Source organism: Pseudomonas sp. P116, from assembly GCF_020149425.1.
In the GTDB taxonomy this organism is placed as follows: domain Bacteria; phylum Pseudomonadota; class Gammaproteobacteria; order Pseudomonadales; family Pseudomonadaceae; genus Aquipseudomonas; species Aquipseudomonas anatoliensis.
The window spans coordinates 73741-91949 of record NZ_JACVHB010000001.1; the positions used below are offsets into that span (position 1 = coordinate 73741).

Here is an 18209-nt window from a genome sequence, read left to right on the forward strand (position 1 = left end):
GGCGGCATCTGCCTCACCAGCCAAAACCGCGTCGATCCCAATCGCCAGCAGGCTGGCTCCTACAGGGATCGCATTCATCCCGCACTTTTCCAGTTAACCCCTGAACCTGTGGGAGCTGGCTTGCCAGCGATGGCGGCATCTGCTTCACTAGCCAAAACCGCGTCGATCCTAATCGCTGGCAAGCCAGCTCCCACAATGGATTGCATTCATCCCCCACTCCCTCTGCCAACCACTGAACCTGTGGGAGCTGGCTTGCCAGCGATGGCGGCAGTTGCTTCACCATCCAAAACCGCGTCGATCCAATCGCTGGCAAGCCAGCTCCCACAATGGATTGCATTCATCCCCCACTCCCTCTGCCAACCACTGAACCTGTGGGAGCTGGCTTGCCAGCGATGGGGGCATCTGCCTCACCATCCAGCTACTGCGCAGGCGGTGCCGGTTCTGGCTCGTTGGTCACTCGCAACAATCCCCACAGGCCCGAGGTGTTGCCGTAGGCGCCGTAGTCGCGGAACAGGTAATCACCCGGTATCGCGTTGCTGCCCCCGGCGCTCGGGATCATCGAGCTGAAGTGCGCCGCCGGCAGCACGCTCTCGCGGGCGCCGATGTACATCGACATCGGGTTGTAACCGAAGCGCACCGATCCCACGCCCGGCGTCCCCGTCGGATAGCCGCCGACATCACTCTTCTCGGCCAGGAACGGGTTGACCGACCACACGTGCCCATCCATCTGGAAGGTGCTGCCGCGGCTGCCACCGGTTGGCATCAGAATGTGCGTACGGAACGGTTGCCCCGGTTTGGCGTAAAGCACCGGCGTTTGCGGATCACCGCCGACCAGCGCGTTGCTGTAGGCCATGTGCGCGTTGACCATGTCGCCATAACCGGCACCATCGGCATGTCCGAACGGTGCATCCGGGGCAAGGCCGAAGCGATACCACATCGGCTCGGTCTTGTAGTTGATGGCCATGCTCGAGTTGTCCTGCGGATCGGTCGGCATGCCGAAGCCCTCGGCGGCAATGCCTTCCACCGGCCGGCCATTGGCCCAGCGAGTGTTCAACGCCTTGTGCCAGACCATCGCAAAGTCGCGGTAGACGGTTTGCCCCGGCGCGGTGACCGTGGCATTGGCCTTGCGCGCATCGTCGACCCAGGTAGAGCCGATCGGCAGGATGCTCATCGCGCCGCCCAGACCTTTTTGCGATTGCTTGATCACGTCAGCCGGCGTGAAATTCAAGCCGCCGAACTCGATGGCCGTGGCGTTGATGTTGTCGACACTGCGGCCCAACTGAGTCACCGGTTTGCCTTCACGCTCCAGGTGCCCGGCGTAGTACTGATAAGTACGGGTCGGGTACGCGCCGCTGCTGCCGACTCTCGGTGGCACGGTCTGGATCGGGTTGGCACCGACGTTGACGCCGTCGGATTTGGTGATGTCATAGGCCAGCAGTTGCGCATGCAGACCGACATGGCTGGACGGCCGCATCAGGTTATTGCTGAAGGTGGTCGAACCCTGGCCGCTGTTGCGGTCGCGTTTGACCATGCCTTGCATCACCGCAGTCTGGGTCAGGTCGGGCATCATGCTCGGCAGGCGGTTTTCCAGGGTGATGTTGATGCAGTCACCGGCGGCTGCGCGCAGCACCAGCGGTTCGACCGGGATACCGGGTTTGAGCTTGCCGGTTGTCGCATCGAGGTCAGATTTGCGCACATACAGAATCGCGGTCGGATCATGCAACGGCCCGCTCTGGCCGCCGATGGTGATGGTTTCGCCATCCTCCGGATCGGTCACCGTGACCTGTGGAATGCTCACGGTGCGCGAGTTCAGGACCAGGGTGCCGCCCGCCGGATTCAATGGCCCGCCGACATGCTGGCCGATACCGTCCGGGTCGCCGATGGTCAGGCCCAGCGAGTTGCCGAGGATGTCGTTGGCCAGTGCCGCGACCACTTCATAGTTGCGCTGCACAGTCGGCCGGGTGCCGATGCCGTTGGGGTTGGCGCTGATCCGTGGGCAACTGCCGTCGAACGCCACGGTGTTACGCATCCCCATCGGTTTGGCATTGTTCGGCAAGGCGAACAGGTCGCTGCGCTGCGCAGTGTAGTTGCGCATCACGCCCCAGATGCCGCTCCAATAGCCTTCGATCGAGGCGTCCATCGAGTACAGATAATCCCCGGTGGTAGCCGCCGAACTGGACAGCATCGACACGGGCGCAATGAAGCCCATCTGCTCGGAGATGCCGATCATCTGCGAGGCGCGCCAGCCCGAGTTGGAGCTGCTGCCGAAGCCGGAACCGCTTTGCAGCCACTTCACGCCGTGCAGGGTGACGTTGTGTTCCTCTTCGTGGCCGCCGGCATGCACCCGCAGCCGCACGTTGTCGCCGGTGTAAGTGCGCAACATCGGCGTGAACGGATCGCCAGGTTCCGCGCCGCCCTTGTTGATGTGCGGTGGGAACAACGTGGTGCCGCCGGTTGGGCCGGTGGCGGAAGTGATCAGGTTCGGCGCCAGGTTCATCGCCGGAATCGCCCGATCAGTGCGGCTGTGCATGGCAAATGAAAGATCACCGCCGAGGCCGTCAGCCTGCATGCCGCGCTTGCCGTCCGGGCCGAGTTTGTTGGGGTCGTAGACGCGCAGGGCCAGCGGCTCGTTGCGATAGTTGACGACGAACATGCCTGGGTCATCCACCGAGATCGCCTGTGGGCACGGCCGGCTCGGGCAGCCTGGGACCTGACCGCCCTGCACTTCCACTATGCCGTCGAGCAAGGTGCTGGCGTTGTTGCGCACCGGCGGGTTGATCGCGTAGCGGAAGCTGTCGGCCGTGGCCGGGAAGCTTTGCGCGTTCGGCACGCCGTTCGGCCCGGCGCCTACATACACGCCGGCTTCATAGGCGTGCTGGAAGTCACTGTATTCGAGGAAGAACTCGCGGAAGCTGTCGTTCTTGCCGTCGCCGTCGAGGTCGCCGGTGTTGATCACCGCTTGCCACGAAGTCGGCCCGCCGTCCTGACGTGCGCCGCTGTACAGAGGCTCGCCGGTTTCGGCGTGGAACCAGGTAGAACCGGCAGGTTCCGCGAGTACGGTGGCGTAAAGCCCGATCTGTTGGTGCGTCGATGGGCCGAGGTGGTCGTGGGTGAAGATGGTGCCGAGGCCGCGATCAACACCTTTGGCATTGACCACCGGGTCGACGAACCAGCGTTGCATCGCCGTGCGTGCGCCCATCCAGTCGCTGCGTCCGTACTGACCGAAGAACGGATGCGCCTTGGCTTTCGGGCATGCTTGCGTGCCATCGCGCGGGTCGGTGCCTTCGCACTGGTTGAACTCGCGGATCGCGTGGATGCGCTCCTGCACGGCGCCTGGTGAGAGCACGCCATCCTCGTAGTTCCAGCCATTGGACGAGCCGTCGGCCGAGGTCAGGTCCCATTTCGGCAGGTGAATATGCTGGCCGATCACGTCGGTCGGCGTACGCACCTGATAGTCGTCCATCTCATAAGTGGCCGGCACCAGGTTGGTTTGCTGGTATTGCACGCAGTCGAAGGTGTTCATGCGCATTACCAGCGGCTCTGGCGGACGCTGCTTGGTGATCACCGGCCAGGCGTCTTCCCACAGCGCCAGAATGCGCGCCTGCGGGAAGTGATAGCCAACCTTGTTGTACACCGCGTCGAACTGAATATTCGCCGCTTTGTAGATGCGCGGACGGTCGGCGGTAAAGGTCGACGCGCCGGTGAAGGACATGCCGTCGATGCGTTCGCCGCTGTTGAATTCACCGGTGCCGGCGCTGCTGGTCAGGCGTTTGGCCCGATCATCCATGCAGGGTTCGTAGTAAGGCGCGCCCGCCATCGGCAAGGCACCGTTGGTACGGAAGGCCTTGGCTACCACCTGGTTGCCGGGCAGCAAGGCAAAGCTTGGGTGATCTTTTTTCGCGTGGAAGGCCATCGCCGATTGCTCGACTTCGGTGCCTTCTTCCGGCAGATAAATGGGCTTGGCGCGAGTGACTTCCTTGGAGAAATCCAGCGAAGTGGTCACGGTGTTCGCCTCGCCACCAGCGGATACGCCGTCGAGGGTGTGGCGCTGCAAACCGCCATCCCAGCCGCCCGATTGCGCAGGGTCAAGGTTGGCCCACAGCGCTTTGCCGCTGGCCTTGAGTGCTTGTGCGGTGGCAGCGTCGAGCATGTCCAGCGGTGGAGTGGGTGGGCGTTGGCCGACCGAACTTTCCATGCCGCCGATCCAGAATGGATAGCCAGGGTTTTTCAGTGTGCCATCAGCGTTGCGGTTGGCTTCGCTGCGGTCCACCAGCGCCAGCGAACCGATGGCTTGGCCAGCCGCGTTGCCGCCGTGATGTTCGCCGTCGTCGCCCTCTTCTTCCTCTTCGTCGTCATTACCGGCAATCAGGGTTTCGCCGATTTTCGGTACAACGACCACTTTACCGGGCATCGGCGCCATGGCTTTGCCGGGCAGCGGCACAATGGCCGGGATCGGCGTGCCGGCGATGATTTCACCGTCCGGCAAGGCACGTGCACCCGCTGCCGGTTTGCCGCTGCGCAAGGCGAACGGTTCGCTGTGATAGCCGTCTTCACCTTGCTGCGAGACTTCCAGGCGAGTGCCCTCTTCGAAGACGTCGTGCACGCGCCACATGGCCCACATGCCTTGCGCGAAGTGCGGATAGAAGTGGCAGTGATAGATCGCGTCACCGGCAACCCGATTGCGATTGCCCGAACCGCCGTTGGCGATTTCATAGGTGTAACCGGCGCCCGGACCGATGCCTTGGGCGTCGACGTAATCGGAGTTGTCGTCATTGGGATTGAACAGCCACTGATGGCCGTGCAGGTGGAAAATGTGCTGCTCGTGACCGTTATGGGTGTTGCGGAATTTGACGAAGTCACCGATGTAGCTGTGGTTGACGTTGGACGGTTCAGACGGATACAGCGCCATGGTTGCCTTGACGCCAATCTGATCGGCGCGCGGGATCTGCCCCGGCGCGATGTTCTCAAGCCCGGCGTTGGCCGGTACGTCGACCAGCATCGCCACGTCACCGACGGTGTGCGAGCTGAGGAAGAATTCTTCGTAGGCGCAGGACAGGCAGTCGTGCATCGGTCCCACGCCCAACCGGTTGGCGACCACTTCCGCGCCCATGCCGCCGGACCCGTAGTTGATCATGAACGAGTCGCGGGTCGGCTCCAGCACATGCGCCATCACCGGGTCGGCCCAGTAGGCAGGAAAGGCTTGAGTCGCAGCGGTTTCGTCCTGGAACTGCGAGGCAAAATCGCGGAACGGCTCCAGTCGATTGGGGATCGCCGGGTTGCGTTTGCCCACCGACTCCAGCGGATAAGTGCTGGCTGGAAAGCTGCCGTCAGCGTTGCTGCCCATCACGATGGCATCGCTTTCGCTGGAGATGATTTCGTTGCCATCGACCATATTGATGATCGGTGTGCCGGCCTTGCCTTCGCGCAGCCACGGTTCGCGCTGCGGGTAGCGCGCCTGGTAATCGACGATCGGATGACCGGCCGGCGTGCGCCCCGAAGTCGCCAGACGCATTTCTTCTTCAGTAAGCGTATTGCGGTAAGTGCGGCCGCCCTTCGGCACCACGACCACTTGACCGAACAGGCCATTGGCAACGTTACCCGCGGCGCCCTCGCCACCGAAAGTTGCGCCACGGCTGCTGACGGCAAACGCGCCTTCGCGTTCGGCGAACAACGTATAGGAACGGCTGGCACCCGGCACCACCAAGCTATTGGCGTTGCGGCCGGTGTACGAAGAAATATCGTCGATGCTGTTCACCGCTTGCAGGCCGTTGACCTGGAACCCGACGTGGCGGTCGGCGACCTGCTCATCGACCTTGAATTGTTCGCCGGCATTGGCGTTCTGTACGCCCTCTTCGCCTTCCTCTTCACCTTCGACTTCGAAGTGCTTGTTCGGGTTGGCCTGATAGTCGAGCAGGTTCTGCAGATTGATCGTCAGGCAATCGCCGGCGGCTACGCGCAGCACCAGTGGCCGTGGACGCTTGTCGGCGCGCAACGAGACTTTGCCCGGCACTGCCGCGCCGCCGAAAGCCAGCGAGACATCGTGGTCATCGACCACGTCGCGGCGCAGCGCGAACATCATGCCGTTGGCGTTCTGCGCGCCGAGGCGGTTGAACATCAGCGGCTGATCGAACGCCACGACGTTGGCCACCAGGTTTCGTTCGCAGCGCACCGCCGCGCTGACCACGTCGACGCTGAGCATCGGGGCCAGCAACAGCAGCAGTTTGATGAGGGACGGAGCGGAATGAAGGCCGGCCATGATCAGAAACCTCGAAATGGGTGCTCGCAGGGAACGATGCTCGACAAAACCCTTGGAGCAATCCGCGTGCCACAAAAAAATCCGTTTGTTTTCAACCGCCTACTTAAATCACTTGAGATTCCGGGGGATATTCCCCACCCGATTCCCCACTCTTCGCGCTTGCCGGGATTGCCCCGATAGTGGGGGAAACCGGGGACACCCTTTACAACGGCGCGTCCACTGCCAGCCCCTGCAAGCGCCGGTACTGGCGCAATACGCTGGGCACGTAACGCTGGGTTTCGGCGAACGGCGGGATCACCCGTCCCCGGCTGAGCACCGCATCAGGCCCGGCGTTGTAAGCCGCCACGGCGAGGGTGATGTCGTTGTCGAACAGGGTCATCAGGCGCTTGAGGTATTTGGCCCCGCCCTGGATGTTGGCCTTGGGGTCGTAGACGTCGGTCACGCCCATTTCCCGCGCGGTGGCCGGCATCAATTGCATGAGCCCGCCCGCGCCTTTGGGTGAGGTGGCGCCGGGGTTGTAACGCGACTCGGCGTTGATCACCGCATGCAGCAGCGCTTCAGGTAATTGATTGACCTTGGCCGCCGCCGAGACCAGTTCCGCATACGGCTGTCTGGCGATCATTTGCGGCTGCTGATCAAGGCTGACCAGGGGCGCTTGCGCCTCGTGAATCACCCGTTCATAAGTGCGTCCGGGACGATGCACATTGGACAGAACGTAGCTGCCCTTGGCGTCCACGGAGATGAATACATCGGCTTGCGCGGCACCGCTCAGCAGTACACAACCGAGCAATCCGCCAGTCAGAAATTTCATGTCGGGCCTCCCCGGACCGACCCCGATAAATTGGGGGAAATGCCCCAATGGCCGATCACGTTTGAGCCATACGCAAGCACTGTGCCGACTCGTGAAAGCCGCGTAATGCAAGGGCTTGCGGCCATCAGACGAATTTTGTCGAGGCTGAGCATGGCAATTGCATAGGCCCTTCAGGCGACTCGACTGCCACTCACGGGAGGTCATCATGAAGCTGCATTTTCGTCCGCGTGCCCAACGCGGTTTCACCCTGCTCGAATTGCTCGTGGTGCTGGTGGTGCTCGGCCTGTTGGCCGGGATCGTCGCACCGAAATACTTCGCTCAACTTGGCCGCTCGGAAGTGAAAGTGGCCAAGGCGCAGATCGAAGGCCTGAGCAAGGCGCTGGATCTGTATCGCCTGGAAGTCGGCCACTACCCGTCCACCGAACAAGGCTTGCAAGCCTTGGTGGCTGCGCCGAGTGACGAGGCGAAATGGACCGGCCCGTACTTGCAGAAAAAACTCCCGCAGGATCCCTGGGGCCGCAGTTACGCCTACCGCTACCCCGGCGAAAACAGCGAGTACGACTTGCTGTCGATGGGCAAGGACGGCCAACCCGGCGGTGAAGGCGAAAACGCCGAAGTGACCAACTGGCAGTAAGTGGAGCGCGGCCCATGCGATTTCATCTGAAAGCCGTCGGCAAGGCGGGCGTGGTTTCCTTGAGTATCGAGGCGCCGGGGCATAGCGAAGCGCGGCACATTGCCGAGGATCAAGGCTTGCGCGTGCTCAGCCTGCATGCCGAAAAACACTGGCGCTCGTTGCGCCTGCGTCAGCGCGAAACGTTCAATCTGGTGCTGTTCAGCCAGGAGCTGACCACCCTGCTCAATGCCGGCCTGCCGTTGATCGATGCGCTGGAAAGCCTCGCTGAAAAAGAAACCGCCCCTGCTGCGCGCAAAACCCTGAGTGAACTGGTGCGCCTGCTGTATGAAGGCAAATCCTTCTCGCAGGCCCTCGGTCAGTTGTCGGCAGTGTTTCCACCGCTGTACGTGGCGCTGGTGCAGTCCAGCGAGAAGACCGGCGCGGTCGGCGAGGCGTTGGGTCGTTACGTCAGTTACCGCCAACGCATGGACGAGGTGCGGCAGAAGATCGTCAGCGCCTCGATCTACCCGTTGCTGTTGCTGGTGGTCGGCGGGGGGGTGGTGTTGTTTCTGATGGGCTACGTGGTGCCGCGCTTCAGTCTGGTGTTCGAAGGACTGGGCTCGAACCTGCCGTGGCTGTCGCAGATCCTGATGAGCGGCGGCCTGTTTCTGCACGCGCATCAGTTGGAGTTTTTTGGCGGGTTGGCGGCGATCGTCACCGCCCTCGCCGTGGTGCAGAAACAACCTGGGTTTCGCCGTGGGCTGGATCGACTGGTGGAGAAACTGCCCGCCGTGCACCAACGAATTTTCATGTATGAACTGGCGCGTTTTTACCGCTCGCTGGGGATTCTGCTGCAAGGCGGGATTCCACTGGTGACTGCCATGGGCATGGTGCGCGGCTTGCTCACTGTAGCGTCACGGGCGCGGCTCGATCAGGCCTGCGAACGCGTGCGCGAGGGACAGTCGCTGTCCACCGCGCTGGAGCTCAATCGTCTAGTGACACCGGTGTCGCTACGCCTGCTGCGCGCCGGTGAACAATCCGGCAACCTGGGGCAAATGATGGAACGCAGCGCCGACTTCTACGACGAAGAAATCAGCCGCTGGATCGAGTGGTTCGTGAGGTTGTTCGAACCGCTGTTGATGACCTTCATCGGCCTGCTGATCGGGGTGATCGTGATCCTGATGTACATCCCGATTTTCGAACTGGCTTCCAGCATTCACTGACCGCGGGAACGGGTCGGATCAATCGCAACAAAGCACATCCACGTTCCCACCCCAGACAACAAAACGGAGAACGATATGCACATTAAAAAGCTCATGCTCGCGATGGCCATCGGCGCAGTTCTGTCGGCGTCTACCGTAATGATTCCAGACAGCCTGTCGGGCATTTCCAGTGTTCAGGCGAAGGAAGGCGGAAGTGGCGGCGGTGGCGGTGGCGGTGGCCATGGAGGGAGCGGTGGTGGCGGCAGCGGCGGCGGCCATGGAGGAAGCGGTGGTGGCGGCAGCGGCGGCGGTCATGGAGGGAGCGGTGGTGGTGGCGGTAGCGGCGGCGGTCATGGAGGGAGCGGTGGCGGCAGCGGAGGTAACGGTGGTGGACATGGCGGCAGTGGAGGCAGCGGCCATGGCGACGGCGGCGGTCACAGTGGCCGCGGTGACAGCGGTGGTCAGGGCGCCGGACACTCCGGCAGTTCCGCATCCTCCTCGGGACGCAGCGGCACCCACTCAGAGCCAGGCGACGATCATGGTGTACACCGTGCCGGTGAGGTCGGTGACGATCGCGGCGTGCATGTCGGTGGCGAACCAGGCGATGACAAACGCACTAACTAAACCATCCTGAAAACACCGCAATCCCTGTAGGAGCTGCCGCAGGCTGCGATCTTTTGATCTTGTTTTTAAAGACCAGATCAAAGGATCGCAGCCTGCGGCAGCTCCTAAAGTTGATTTGCGTACGGCTTAAAGGGCGACGTTGCTCTGATTCAACCGTTCACGCAGGAACTCGACCAACGCCTGCACCGGGCGTGAGGCCTGACGGTGCTGCGGGTAGACCGCCGACAAGGTCAGCGGCTCTGGCCGCAGATCATCCAGCACCGCCACCAATCGCCCCTCTTTCAACGCCGCGCCAACAATAAACGTCGGCAGATAGGTAATCCCCATCCCCTGCACCGCCGCATCCCTGAGCAACTCACCGTTGTTGACGCGCATGCGCCCGGCGACATTCACCAGCAGCGGTTTGCCCTGCCCCGCGTTGAACCGCCACTGCACTGAACGCCCATGGCCATACGGCAAGCAGTCATGCCCGAGCAGATCTTCCGGTTTGAGTGGCGTGCCGCGTTCGGCCAGATACGCGGGGCTGGCACAGTACACCCGTTCGATGCTGGCGATACGGCGAGCGATCAGCGTCGAGTCTTCCAGCACACCGATGCGCAGCGCCAGGTCGTAACCTTCGCCGAGCAGATCCACCGGACGGTCGCTCAAATCCACTTCCACCGTGACCTCGCGGTAGCGCTGCAAAAACACCGGCAGCAAGCAACCGAGATGCGCCACGGCAAAAGACAACGGCGCGCTCAGACGGATCGTGCCGCGAGGCTCGGCAGTCTGCCCGGCGATGCCTTGTTCGACCTGTTCGACTTCGCCGAGCAAGCGCAGCGCCGATTCGTAATAACTCTGGCCCAGCGGCGTAACATCGAGGCGCCGGGTCGAGCGATTGAGCAAACGCACGCCGAGGCGTTCTTCGAGTTGCATCAAGCGGCGGCTGACGAATTGCTTGGACAGGCCCAACTGATCGGCCGCCGCGGTGAAGCTGCCGGAGTCCATGACCTGGCAAAAAATACGCATGTCTTCGAACGGGTTCATTGTCACTCTCTGGTGGACAGTTAAACGCTTTATAGCCGCTTTTTCACTTCACGGCACCCTATTAATCTGTGTCCACGGTGTTGAAACCAACCTACGAGCCAATCGCGAACACACTTGAAAAAGGAATTGAACATGATCATTAAAAAGACGTTGACCGCTACCCTCCTCGCGCTGTCCATCGGCAACGCTTTCGCCGCCGAGACCAGCGGTGTCGAGCACAACACCCAAGCTTTCCTCGACGCCCTCGCCGCTGGCGGTGGCAAACCGCTGGAGCAACTCAGCCCGAAAGACGCCCGTGCGGTGCTTACCGGTGCGCAGGCTTCGGTGAAAGTGGACCTGTCCGGTGTTGAAGTCAGCGACAAGGCGATCAAGGTCGATGGCCAGACCATCAACCTGAAAGTGGTGCGTCCGGCCAAGGTCAAAGGTGAACTGCCGGTGTTCATGTTCTTCCACGGCGGCGGCTGGGTGCTGGGCGATTACCCGACTCACCAACGCCTGATCCGGGATCTGGTTGTGGGTTCTGGCGCGGTAGCGGTGTACGTCGATTACACGCCGTCGCCGGAAGCGCAGTACCCGACCGCGATCAACCAGGCTTACGCCGCCACAAAATGGGTGGCCGAGCACGGCAAGGACATCGGCGTCGACGGCAAGCGCCTGGCGGTGGCCGGCAACAGCGTCGGCGGCAACATGGCGGCGGTCGTCGCGCTGATGGCCAAGGAACAGAAAACCCCGGCCCTGCGCTTCCAGTTGTTGATGTGGCCAGTGACCAACGCGCAATTCGACGACGGCTCGTACCAGCAATTTGCCGAGGGCCACTTCCTCACCAAAGGCATGATGCAGTGGTTCTGGGACAACTACACCACGAACCCCGCCGAGCGTGCGCAGATCCATGCCTCGCCACTCAACGCCAGCACCGAACAGCTCAAAGGCCTGCCCGCTGCACTGGTGCAGACCGCCGAGTTCGATGTGCTGCGTGACGAAGGCGAAGGTTATGCCCGCCATCTGGATGCTGCCGGTGTCGCGGTGACGTCGGTGCGCTACAACGGGATGATTCATGACTTTGGTTTGCTCAATCCGCTGAGTCAGATTCCTGAGGTGAAGGCGGCGGTGCGTCAGGCGGCGGCTGAACTCAAGACTCACTTGCAGCCTTGACGGCAAAAGATCGCAGCCTGCGGCAGCTCCTACAGGGGATGTACCGGGGCTGCGTTTTTTGTGCCTGATCTTGTGGCGAGGGGATTCATCCCCGATCCAGTGCGCAGCACTGGCAAAAATCTGAGTTGATACAAGGATTTTTGGGGTCGCTTCGCAACCCAACGGGTCGGTGCGACGTTTCGCTAAATCCCCTCGCCTCAGACTCCCATCCGCCTCGGAGAATGCCCAATGTCCTTCCTCTTCGCCCACCTGCTGTCCTGGAGTGCCCTGCTGCTGGTGGTTGACGCCGTGCTCTGGCACTTCACGCCATTTACCCATCGTGCGCCACGGGTCGGGGTGCGGCTGGCGCTGTTCCTGGGGTTTAGCGCGCTGGTCATCAATGCCGGTGTCAGCCCTTTGCAGGCGCCGCTGTTCGTCGATGACCGGGTGGCGCAGCTCGGGGCGACGGCGTTGGGCATTCTCTGGTGGCTGTATGCGGCGCGAGTGCTGACGGAGGTGATCGGCCTGGTGCTGATGCGCCGCATCGGCCACAGCGGTCGCTTGTTGCAGGACGTGATCGGTGCGCTGGTGTTTCTGGTCGCGATTGTCGCGGCGGCCGGTTACGTGCTGGAGTTGCCGGTCAAAGGCTTGCTCGCAACCTCCGGTGTGGTCGCCATCGTCGTCGGTCTGGCGCTGCAAAGCACCTTGGCTGATGTGTTCAGCGGGATCGTGCTCAACACCACAAAACCGTATCAAGTCGACGACTTCGTGGCGATCGACGGCGTCGAGGGCAAGGTGCTCGACATCGACTGGCGCGCCACGCACTTGCTGACCAGCGCCGGCACCATGGCCGTGGTGCCGAACTCGGTGGCGGCCAAGGCCAAGATCGTCAATCTCAGTCGCCCGAACAACATGCACGGTGTGTCGATCAGCATCAAAGTCCCCAACCACATTCGCCCGCGCCGCGTACTGGATGCCCTCGATCGCACGCTGCAAGGCAGCAGCAGCCTGCTGTTGTCGCCGGCGCCGAAAGTGGTGTTGAAAGAAGCCGGTGAGGAAATGTCCGAATACGTGGCCAGCGGTTTTATTGCCGAGCTGGGCAAGAAAAGCGAAGTGCGCAATCAACTGTTCGACCTTGCTCATCGGCATCTTGAGGCTGCCGGAATTTCGCGGCATCCGGACGGCGTGATCGAGCCTACGACCCGCGCCCGTGCATTGCTCGATGAAGTGAAGATCTTCCGTTCGCTGAGTCCTGATGAACGCGACCGACTGGCAGAATCGATGGTCGCGCAGCAGTACAGCGCCGGCCAGGTCGTGCTTGATTTGAATGAAGTGCCGGACAGTCTGTTTGTGATCGCCACAGGGGTAGTCAGTGCGACGGTGCCGGATGGCGCTGACCAGACTGAAGCCGGGCGCATGGGGCCGAGCGAGGTCATGGGTGAGCAAAGCATTCTGGCGGACACACCTTCGCAGGCGACGTTTACGGCGCTGACGTCTTCGATCATCTACCGTCTCGACAAGACCCTCACGCGCCAGTGCATGGAAAAGCGCAGAGAGGTGGGGACGGCGCTGAACAAATTGCAGGCCGTACGGCAGCAGAGCAGTCAACTGGCGTTGTTGGCCAACGCGGCACCGGTCAGAAAAGGTGGGTTTCTGGGCTGGTTGCAGAAGCGTTAAAGCAAAAGATCGCAGCCTGCGGCAGCTCCTACATTGGACTGCGTTCCCCCTGTAGGAGCTGCCGCAGGCTCGGGCCGCGATCGGACGATCTTTTGATCTTACTTAGCGGTGAACTTGGTATAGCTGTTGATCAGGTTGCGATAGTTCGGCAGGCGATTGGACAGCAGATTCGCCAGGCCTTCCATGTCGTTGCGCCAGTCACCCTGCAGCTCGCAGGCTACCGAGAACCAGTTCATCAGTTGCGCACCGGCCGCCGACATCCGCGCCCACGCTGCTTGCTGCACGGTGGTGTTGAAGGTGCCGGAAGAGTCGGTCACCACGAACACTTCAAAGCCTTCAGCAATCGCCGACAGGGTCGGGAATGCCACGCACACGTCAGTCACCACACCGGCGATGATCAGTTGCTTGCGACCGGTTGCCTTGATCGCCTTGACGAAATCTTCGTTGTCCCAGGCGTTGATCTGGCCTGGACGTTGAATGAACGGCGCGTCCGGAAATTGCTCCAGCAGCTCAGGCACGATCGGGCCGTTGGGGCCGGCGTCGAAGCTGGTGGTGAGGATGGTCGGCAGTTTGAAGAACTTGGCGATGTCGCCCAGCGCCAGCACGTTGTTCTTGAACTCGTTCGGCGAAAAATCCTGCACCAGCGAGATCAGGCCGGTCTGATGATCGACCAACAGCACAACCGCATCGTCTTTGTTCAAACGTGTGTAAGGAACGCTCATGGGGAAACTCCTTGATGGACGGATGGATGTTGCGTGAAGCGCCGACCGTATGGCCGACGCTTTTGAAAGAGATCAGAAGGCGAAGCAGGAGCAACCGAACGCGCCCCAGAAACCGGCGAAGTCACTGACCGGCGCATTCGACAAACGCGCTTTTTCATGGCTGTGCGAGTGCACGCCACAGGGGCCGCTGCACTGGTGCACTTGCGCCTGCAACGGCGAATTCGGCCGCCAGTGACCCGGGACTTTGACCACGGGCGACCAGTCCGGCAGCACCGGCACGCTGGCCGGCCCGAGGTCCTGGAAGTCGCCAGCGGCGTAGACGATCTTGCCGCCAACCACGGTCAGCACCGACTCAATCCACTTGATCGCCTCTTCCTCGACATGGAAGAAGTCCGCGCTCAGCGCCGCCAGATCCGCCAGTTGCCCGACCTTGATCTGGCCCTTCTTGCCCTGTTCGGAGGAGAACCAGGCGCTGCCGTGGGTGAACAATTCCAGCGCGGTGGTGCGTGGCAAACCTTCTTCGTAAAGTGCCAGCCCGCCGACGGTGCGACCGCTGACCATCCAGTACAGCGAGGTCCAAGGGTTGTAGCTGGACACCCGCGTGGCGTCGGTGCCGGCGCCGACCGGCACGCCTTCGGCCAGCATGCGCTTGATGGGTGGCGTGGCTTCGGCGGCTTTTGCACCGTAGCGGTCGACGAAGTACTCGCCCTGGAACGCCATACGATCCTGAATCGCGATACCGCCGCCCAGCGCTTTGACCCGTTCGATGTTCTGCGGGGTGATGGTTTCGGCATGGTCGAAGAACCACGGCAAACCGTTGAACGGAATGTCACGGTTGACCTTCTCGAACACGTCGAGCATGCGGCTGATGGATTCGTTGTAAGTGGCGTGCAAGCGGAACGGCCAACGCTGTTCGACGAGGTGGCGCACCACCGGCTCCAATTCCTGCTCCATGGTCTGCGGCAGGTCCGGGCGTGGCTCGAGGAAATCTTCGAAGTCCGCCGCCGAGAACACCAGCATTTCGCCGGCGCCGTTGTGCCGCAGGAAATCATCGCCCTGATGCAACTTGACGCTGCCGGTCCAGTTCTGGAAATCGGTCAGCTCTTCTTTCGGCTTCTGGGTGAACAGGTTGTAGGCGATGCGCACGGTCAACTGGTCATCCTTGGCCAGTTGTTCGATCACCTGATAATCGTCCGGATAATTCTGGAAACCGCCGCCGGCATCGATCGCACTGGTCAGGCCGAGGCGATTGAGCTCGCGCATGAACTGACGCGTCGAGTTGACCTGATATTCCAGCGGCAGCTTCGGCCCCTTGGCCAGCGTCGAGTACAGAATCATTGCGTTGGGTTTGGCCACCAGCATGCCGGTCGGGTTGCCGTTGGCATCGCGCACGATCTCACCACCCGGCGGGTTCGGCGTGTCACGGGTGTAGCCGGCCACGCGCAATGCGGCGCGGTTGAGTAGCGCGCGGTCGTACAAATGCAGGATAAACACCGGGGTGTCCGGCGCGGCCTGATTGATCTCTTCGAGGGTCGGCATGCGTTTTTCGGCGAACTGGAATTCGTTCCACCCCCCCACCACGCGCACCCATTGCGGGGTCGGCGTGCGGTCGGCTTGCTCCTTGAGCATGCGCAAGGCATCGGCCAGCGACGGCACGCCTTCCCAGCGCAGTTCGAGGTTGTAGTTCAAACCACCACGAATCAGGTGCAAGTGCGAGTCGTTGAGCCCGGGAATGACGCAGCGGCCGTGCAAATCGACGACTTGCGTGCCCGGACCGCGCAAGGCCATGGCTTGCGTGTCGTTACCAACGACCACGAAGCGGCCGTCCTTGATCGCCACCGCGCTGGCCAGCGGCTTAGTGCGGTCTACGGTATGAAATTGGCCATTGAACAGAATCAGATCGGCGCTCATCGCAGTTCCTTCGACAAAAAATGAATGGGCTTCAGCGTGACGGGTGTTCTGTGGGGTCGACGTGGGCATGGGCCTGACCGGCTTCCAGCCAGGGCGCGAACAAACGGGTCACGGGGGGCATGAATACGTAGACCACCGACAGCACGATGGTCAGGGTGATCAGGAACGTGGCGACCACGTAGTTGGAAAGCAGTGGATGCAACCCGAGTAGCGGCCCCCAGATCAGCGGCACCAGCAGGGTGTGCGGAAAAATCACCAACAGGGTCACGACCGCTTGCTTCCAGCGCGGCGGCGGCGCGGCGGTATCGGCCAGCGGGGCGAACCAGAATTCGTTGATCGGGGGGACTTCGGTCTGGTCGCCATCGGCCAGCATTGGCGCGGCTTCGTCGACCAGCGCCTGGCGCTGCGGCGACTCCAGCCACGTTTGCATGGCTTCGGTCGAACTAAAACGCAAAACGCAGGTGTATGCGTCGAGTCCCGCCAGCTTGCCGCGCACAACGTCAACGCCCAGATGCCCTTCGCGCAGCCCCGCCACCCGGACAATATTGCGCAGCCAGGCTTCATAGGGCTTTTCAAACCCGGCCTTGACCCGGTGCTTGACGATCAGCGTGACGGTCTCACCGGCCCCCGGTGCTGTTGGACTCAGGACTTCAGGCATAACGCAGCACTCCGGGCAGACGAATATTGAGCGCCAGCCGTCCGGGCCCGGCGATGAATACAGTGGTAAAGAGGATTAACAGCAGCCAGCCGAACTGCCCTTCAGCCACACTCCATTGCGGATGCACGATCAGCAAGGCCACCAGCAGCACAAAGAGAATAGGCAAGCAGGCCAATCGCGCCAGCACCCCGGCGACGATCAGTAGCGGACAGAGGACTTCGGCGAAGATCGCCAGGATCAATGTGAGGTGGGCACCGAGGTGGAACGGGTCTTCGATCAGTTGCAGTTGCGCTGTGAAGTCGAGCAACTTGGGCATGCCGTGCACGCAAAGCAGAAACAACCCGCCGCTGACCCGCAGGAACAGCAAACCGACGTCGCCCGCCCGTTCATCGCATTGTGAAGCGTTCATGACCCGACCCTTGAAATGTCATTGGCCTGAATGATGCCGATGCCGGGCGCGAGGAAATTGGATGGGTGTGCTCACTTTCGACAACTCCTGTAGGAGCTGCCGCAGGCTGCGATCTTTTGATCTTTTTTTTTCAAACCAAAGTCAAAAGATCGCAGCCTTCGGCAGCTCCTACAGGGTTTGGGGTTGTTTCAGATTGAGGGGATATCCAGCGCTACCGACATGAACTGGCTGATCTGCGCCCTGAGCCATTTCTCGGCCGGATCGTTGTCGTGCACACCGCTCCAGGCCATCGACAATTGCGCGGCATCAATCGGGAACGGCGGGTCTTCGGCGCGCAGGCCACAGCCTTCGACCAATGCACACGCGGCGTAATCCGGTACGGTGGCGATCATTTCGGTGCCGGCCAGCAAGGCGCGCAAGCCGCTGAACTGCGGCACGCCAAGAACCACACGGCGCGAGCGGCCAAGCTTGGCCAGGTCGAGGTCGATGTTGCCGCTCAAGTCGCCAGAGAACGACACCATTGCGTGCGGCCGCTCGCAATACTCGTCCAGAGTCAGCGGCCCCGGGCGATCATCGCCGCGCAGGACTTTGCAGGGAATGTCGCGCAGTTTCTTGCGTTTGGCGTTGGCGGGCAGATCCGTGGTGTAGCTGACGCCGACGGAGATTTCTCCGGAGGCCAGCAGGGCCGGCATCAGCAGGTAATTGGCACGCCGCACCACCACGACGATGCCCGGCGCCTCTTGCTGCAACTGGCGCAACAGCGGTGGAAACAGACCGAACTCGGCATCGTCCGACAGACCGATACGGAACACGTCGCAACTGCTCGACGGTTCGAACTCTTTGGCGCGACTGACGGCCCCGGAAATCACATCCATCGCCGGTTGCAGTTCCTTGAGGATCGCCAGAGCGCGGGCGGTCGGTTCCATGCCGCGACCGTTGCGCAGCAGCAACGGATCATCGAACAGATCACGCAGACGCCCGAGCGCCGCACTCACCGCCGGTTGGCCCATGAACAGTTTTTCGGCGACGCGGGTCAGGTTCTTTTCGAACATCAGCGCTTCGAAAATCACCAACAGGTTCATGTCGACGCGACGCAGATCGTTACGGTTCATCGGCTCGGTTTCCTTCTATGGCCAGCCACACGCAAGTGCTACGCACTTTACCCGATC

At 61.8% G+C, this 18209-nt stretch carries 13 protein-coding genes; 5 read left to right on the top strand and 8 right to left on the bottom strand.

Going from position 1 to position 18209, the window contains the following annotated elements; all coding sequences use genetic code 11:
* Positions 1-418: 418 nt before the first annotated feature.
* Both mnxG and ICA15_RS00360 read right to left on the bottom strand, forming a co-directional pair.
* The gene (mnxG, locus tag ICA15_RS00355) at positions 419-6256 is read right to left on the bottom strand and encodes a manganese-oxidizing multicopper oxidase MnxG (protein ID WP_210555526.1); all 5838 of its coding nucleotides are present in this window, start codon (positions 6254-6256) and stop codon (positions 419-421) included.
* Between the two features lie 202 nt (positions 6257-6458).
* On the bottom strand, positions 6459-7067 hold the full coding sequence (locus tag ICA15_RS00360; RefSeq protein WP_150602312.1) for a lytic transglycosylase domain-containing protein: 609 nt from the start codon (positions 7065-7067) through the stop codon (positions 6459-6461).
* 205 nt (positions 7068-7272) lie between these two features.
* Here ICA15_RS00360 and gspG point away from each other — a divergent pair, with 205 nt between their 5' ends.
* From gspG to ICA15_RS00375, 3 genes are all read left to right on the top strand, one after another.
* A complete protein-coding gene (gene gspG / locus ICA15_RS00365) occupies positions 7273-7701 on the top strand; it encodes a type II secretion system major pseudopilin GspG (RefSeq protein ID WP_150602313.1) in 429 nt (142 codons plus the stop codon).
* 14 nt (positions 7702-7715) lie between these two features.
* Positions 7716-8903, top strand: a complete 1188-nt coding sequence (locus ICA15_RS00370; RefSeq protein WP_150602314.1) for a type II secretion system F family protein — start codon at positions 7716-7718, stop codon at positions 8901-8903.
* Positions 8904-8978: 75 nt separating this feature from the next.
* The gene (locus tag ICA15_RS00375) at positions 8979-9506 is read left to right on the top strand and encodes a hypothetical protein (protein WP_210555525.1); all 528 of its coding nucleotides are present in this window, start codon (positions 8979-8981) and stop codon (positions 9504-9506) included.
* Between the two features lie 126 nt (positions 9507-9632).
* On the opposite strand, the gene ICA15_RS00380 is transcribed toward ICA15_RS00375, so the two are convergent.
* A complete protein-coding gene (locus ICA15_RS00380) occupies positions 9633-10532 on the bottom strand; it encodes a LysR family transcriptional regulator (RefSeq protein WP_210555524.1) in 900 nt (299 codons plus the stop codon).
* 132 nt (positions 10533-10664) lie between these two features.
* On the opposite strand from ICA15_RS00380, the gene ICA15_RS00385 reads away from it, so the two are divergent.
* Both ICA15_RS00385 and ICA15_RS00390 read left to right on the top strand, forming a co-directional pair.
* A complete protein-coding gene (locus tag ICA15_RS00385) occupies positions 10665-11684 on the top strand; it encodes an alpha/beta hydrolase (RefSeq protein ID WP_210555523.1) in 1020 nt (339 codons plus the stop codon).
* A gap of 228 nt (positions 11685-11912) precedes the next feature.
* The gene (locus ICA15_RS00390; RefSeq protein ID WP_210555522.1) at positions 11913-13340 is read left to right on the top strand and encodes a mechanosensitive ion channel family protein; all 1428 of its coding nucleotides are present in this window, start codon (positions 11913-11915) and stop codon (positions 13338-13340) included.
* Between the two features lie 98 nt (positions 13341-13438).
* Here ICA15_RS00390 and ycaC read toward each other — a convergent pair whose 3' ends face one another.
* From ycaC to ICA15_RS00415, 5 genes are all read right to left on the bottom strand, one after another.
* The gene (gene ycaC, locus ICA15_RS00395) at positions 13439-14062 is read right to left on the bottom strand and encodes an isochorismate family cysteine hydrolase YcaC (protein ID WP_042558727.1); all 624 of its coding nucleotides are present in this window, start codon (positions 14060-14062) and stop codon (positions 13439-13441) included.
* 72 nt (positions 14063-14134) lie between these two features.
* Entirely contained in the window at positions 14135-15973 is a 1839-nt protein-coding gene (locus tag ICA15_RS00400) for an amidohydrolase (RefSeq protein ID WP_150602320.1), read from the bottom strand.
* A gap of 31 nt (positions 15974-16004) precedes the next feature.
* Positions 16005-16631, bottom strand: coding sequence for an antibiotic biosynthesis monooxygenase (locus ICA15_RS00405; protein WP_210555521.1), 627 nt, complete (start codon positions 16629-16631; stop codon positions 16005-16007).
* On the bottom strand, positions 16624-17040 hold the full coding sequence (locus ICA15_RS00410) for a DoxX family protein (protein ID WP_210555520.1): 417 nt from the start codon (positions 17038-17040) through the stop codon (positions 16624-16626). Before ICA15_RS00410 ends, ICA15_RS00405 begins: the two co-directional genes overlap by 8 nt.
* A 188-nt stretch (positions 17041-17228) precedes the next feature.
* A complete protein-coding gene (locus tag ICA15_RS00415; protein ID WP_210555519.1) occupies positions 17229-18152 on the bottom strand; it encodes a LysR family transcriptional regulator in 924 nt (307 codons plus the stop codon).
* Positions 18153-18209 lie beyond the last annotated feature (57 nt).

Excerpts from the sequence above, each read along its gene's own strand:
- ICA15_RS00385 (WP_210555523.1), top strand. The coding sequence starts at position 10,665 with ATGATCATTAAAAAGACGTTGACCGCTACCCTCCTCGCGCTGTCCATC.
- mnxG (WP_210555526.1), bottom strand. The coding sequence starts at position 6,256 with ATGGCCGGCCTTCATTCCGCTCCGTCCCTCATCAAACTGCTGCTGTTG.
- ICA15_RS00375 (WP_210555525.1), top strand. The coding sequence starts at position 8,979 with ATGCACATTAAAAAGCTCATGCTCGCGATGGCCATCGGCGCAGTTCTG.
- ICA15_RS00415 (WP_210555519.1), bottom strand. The coding sequence starts at position 18,152 with ATGAACCGTAACGATCTGCGTCGCGTCGACATGAACCTGTTGGTGATT.
- ICA15_RS00400 (WP_150602320.1), bottom strand. The coding sequence starts at position 15,973 with ATGAGCGCCGATCTGATTCTGTTCAATGGCCAATTTCATACCGTAGAC.
- ICA15_RS00390 (WP_210555522.1), top strand. The coding sequence starts at position 11,913 with ATGTCCTTCCTCTTCGCCCACCTGCTGTCCTGGAGTGCCCTGCTGCTG.
- ICA15_RS00405 (WP_210555521.1), bottom strand. The coding sequence starts at position 16,631 with ATGCCTGAAGTCCTGAGTCCAACAGCACCGGGGGCCGGTGAGACCGTC.
- gspG (WP_150602313.1), top strand. The coding sequence starts at position 7,273 with ATGAAGCTGCATTTTCGTCCGCGTGCCCAACGCGGTTTCACCCTGCTC.
- ICA15_RS00380 (WP_210555524.1), bottom strand. The coding sequence starts at position 10,532 with ATGAACCCGTTCGAAGACATGCGTATTTTTTGCCAGGTCATGGACTCC.
- ycaC (WP_042558727.1), bottom strand. The coding sequence starts at position 14,062 with ATGAGCGTTCCTTACACACGTTTGAACAAAGACGATGCGGTTGTGCTG.
- ICA15_RS00360 (WP_150602312.1), bottom strand. The coding sequence starts at position 7,067 with ATGAAATTTCTGACTGGCGGATTGCTCGGTTGTGTACTGCTGAGCGGT.
- ICA15_RS00410 (WP_210555520.1), bottom strand. The coding sequence starts at position 17,040 with ATGAACGCTTCACAATGCGATGAACGGGCGGGCGACGTCGGTTTGCTG.
- ICA15_RS00370 (WP_150602314.1), top strand. The coding sequence starts at position 7,716 with ATGCGATTTCATCTGAAAGCCGTCGGCAAGGCGGGCGTGGTTTCCTTG.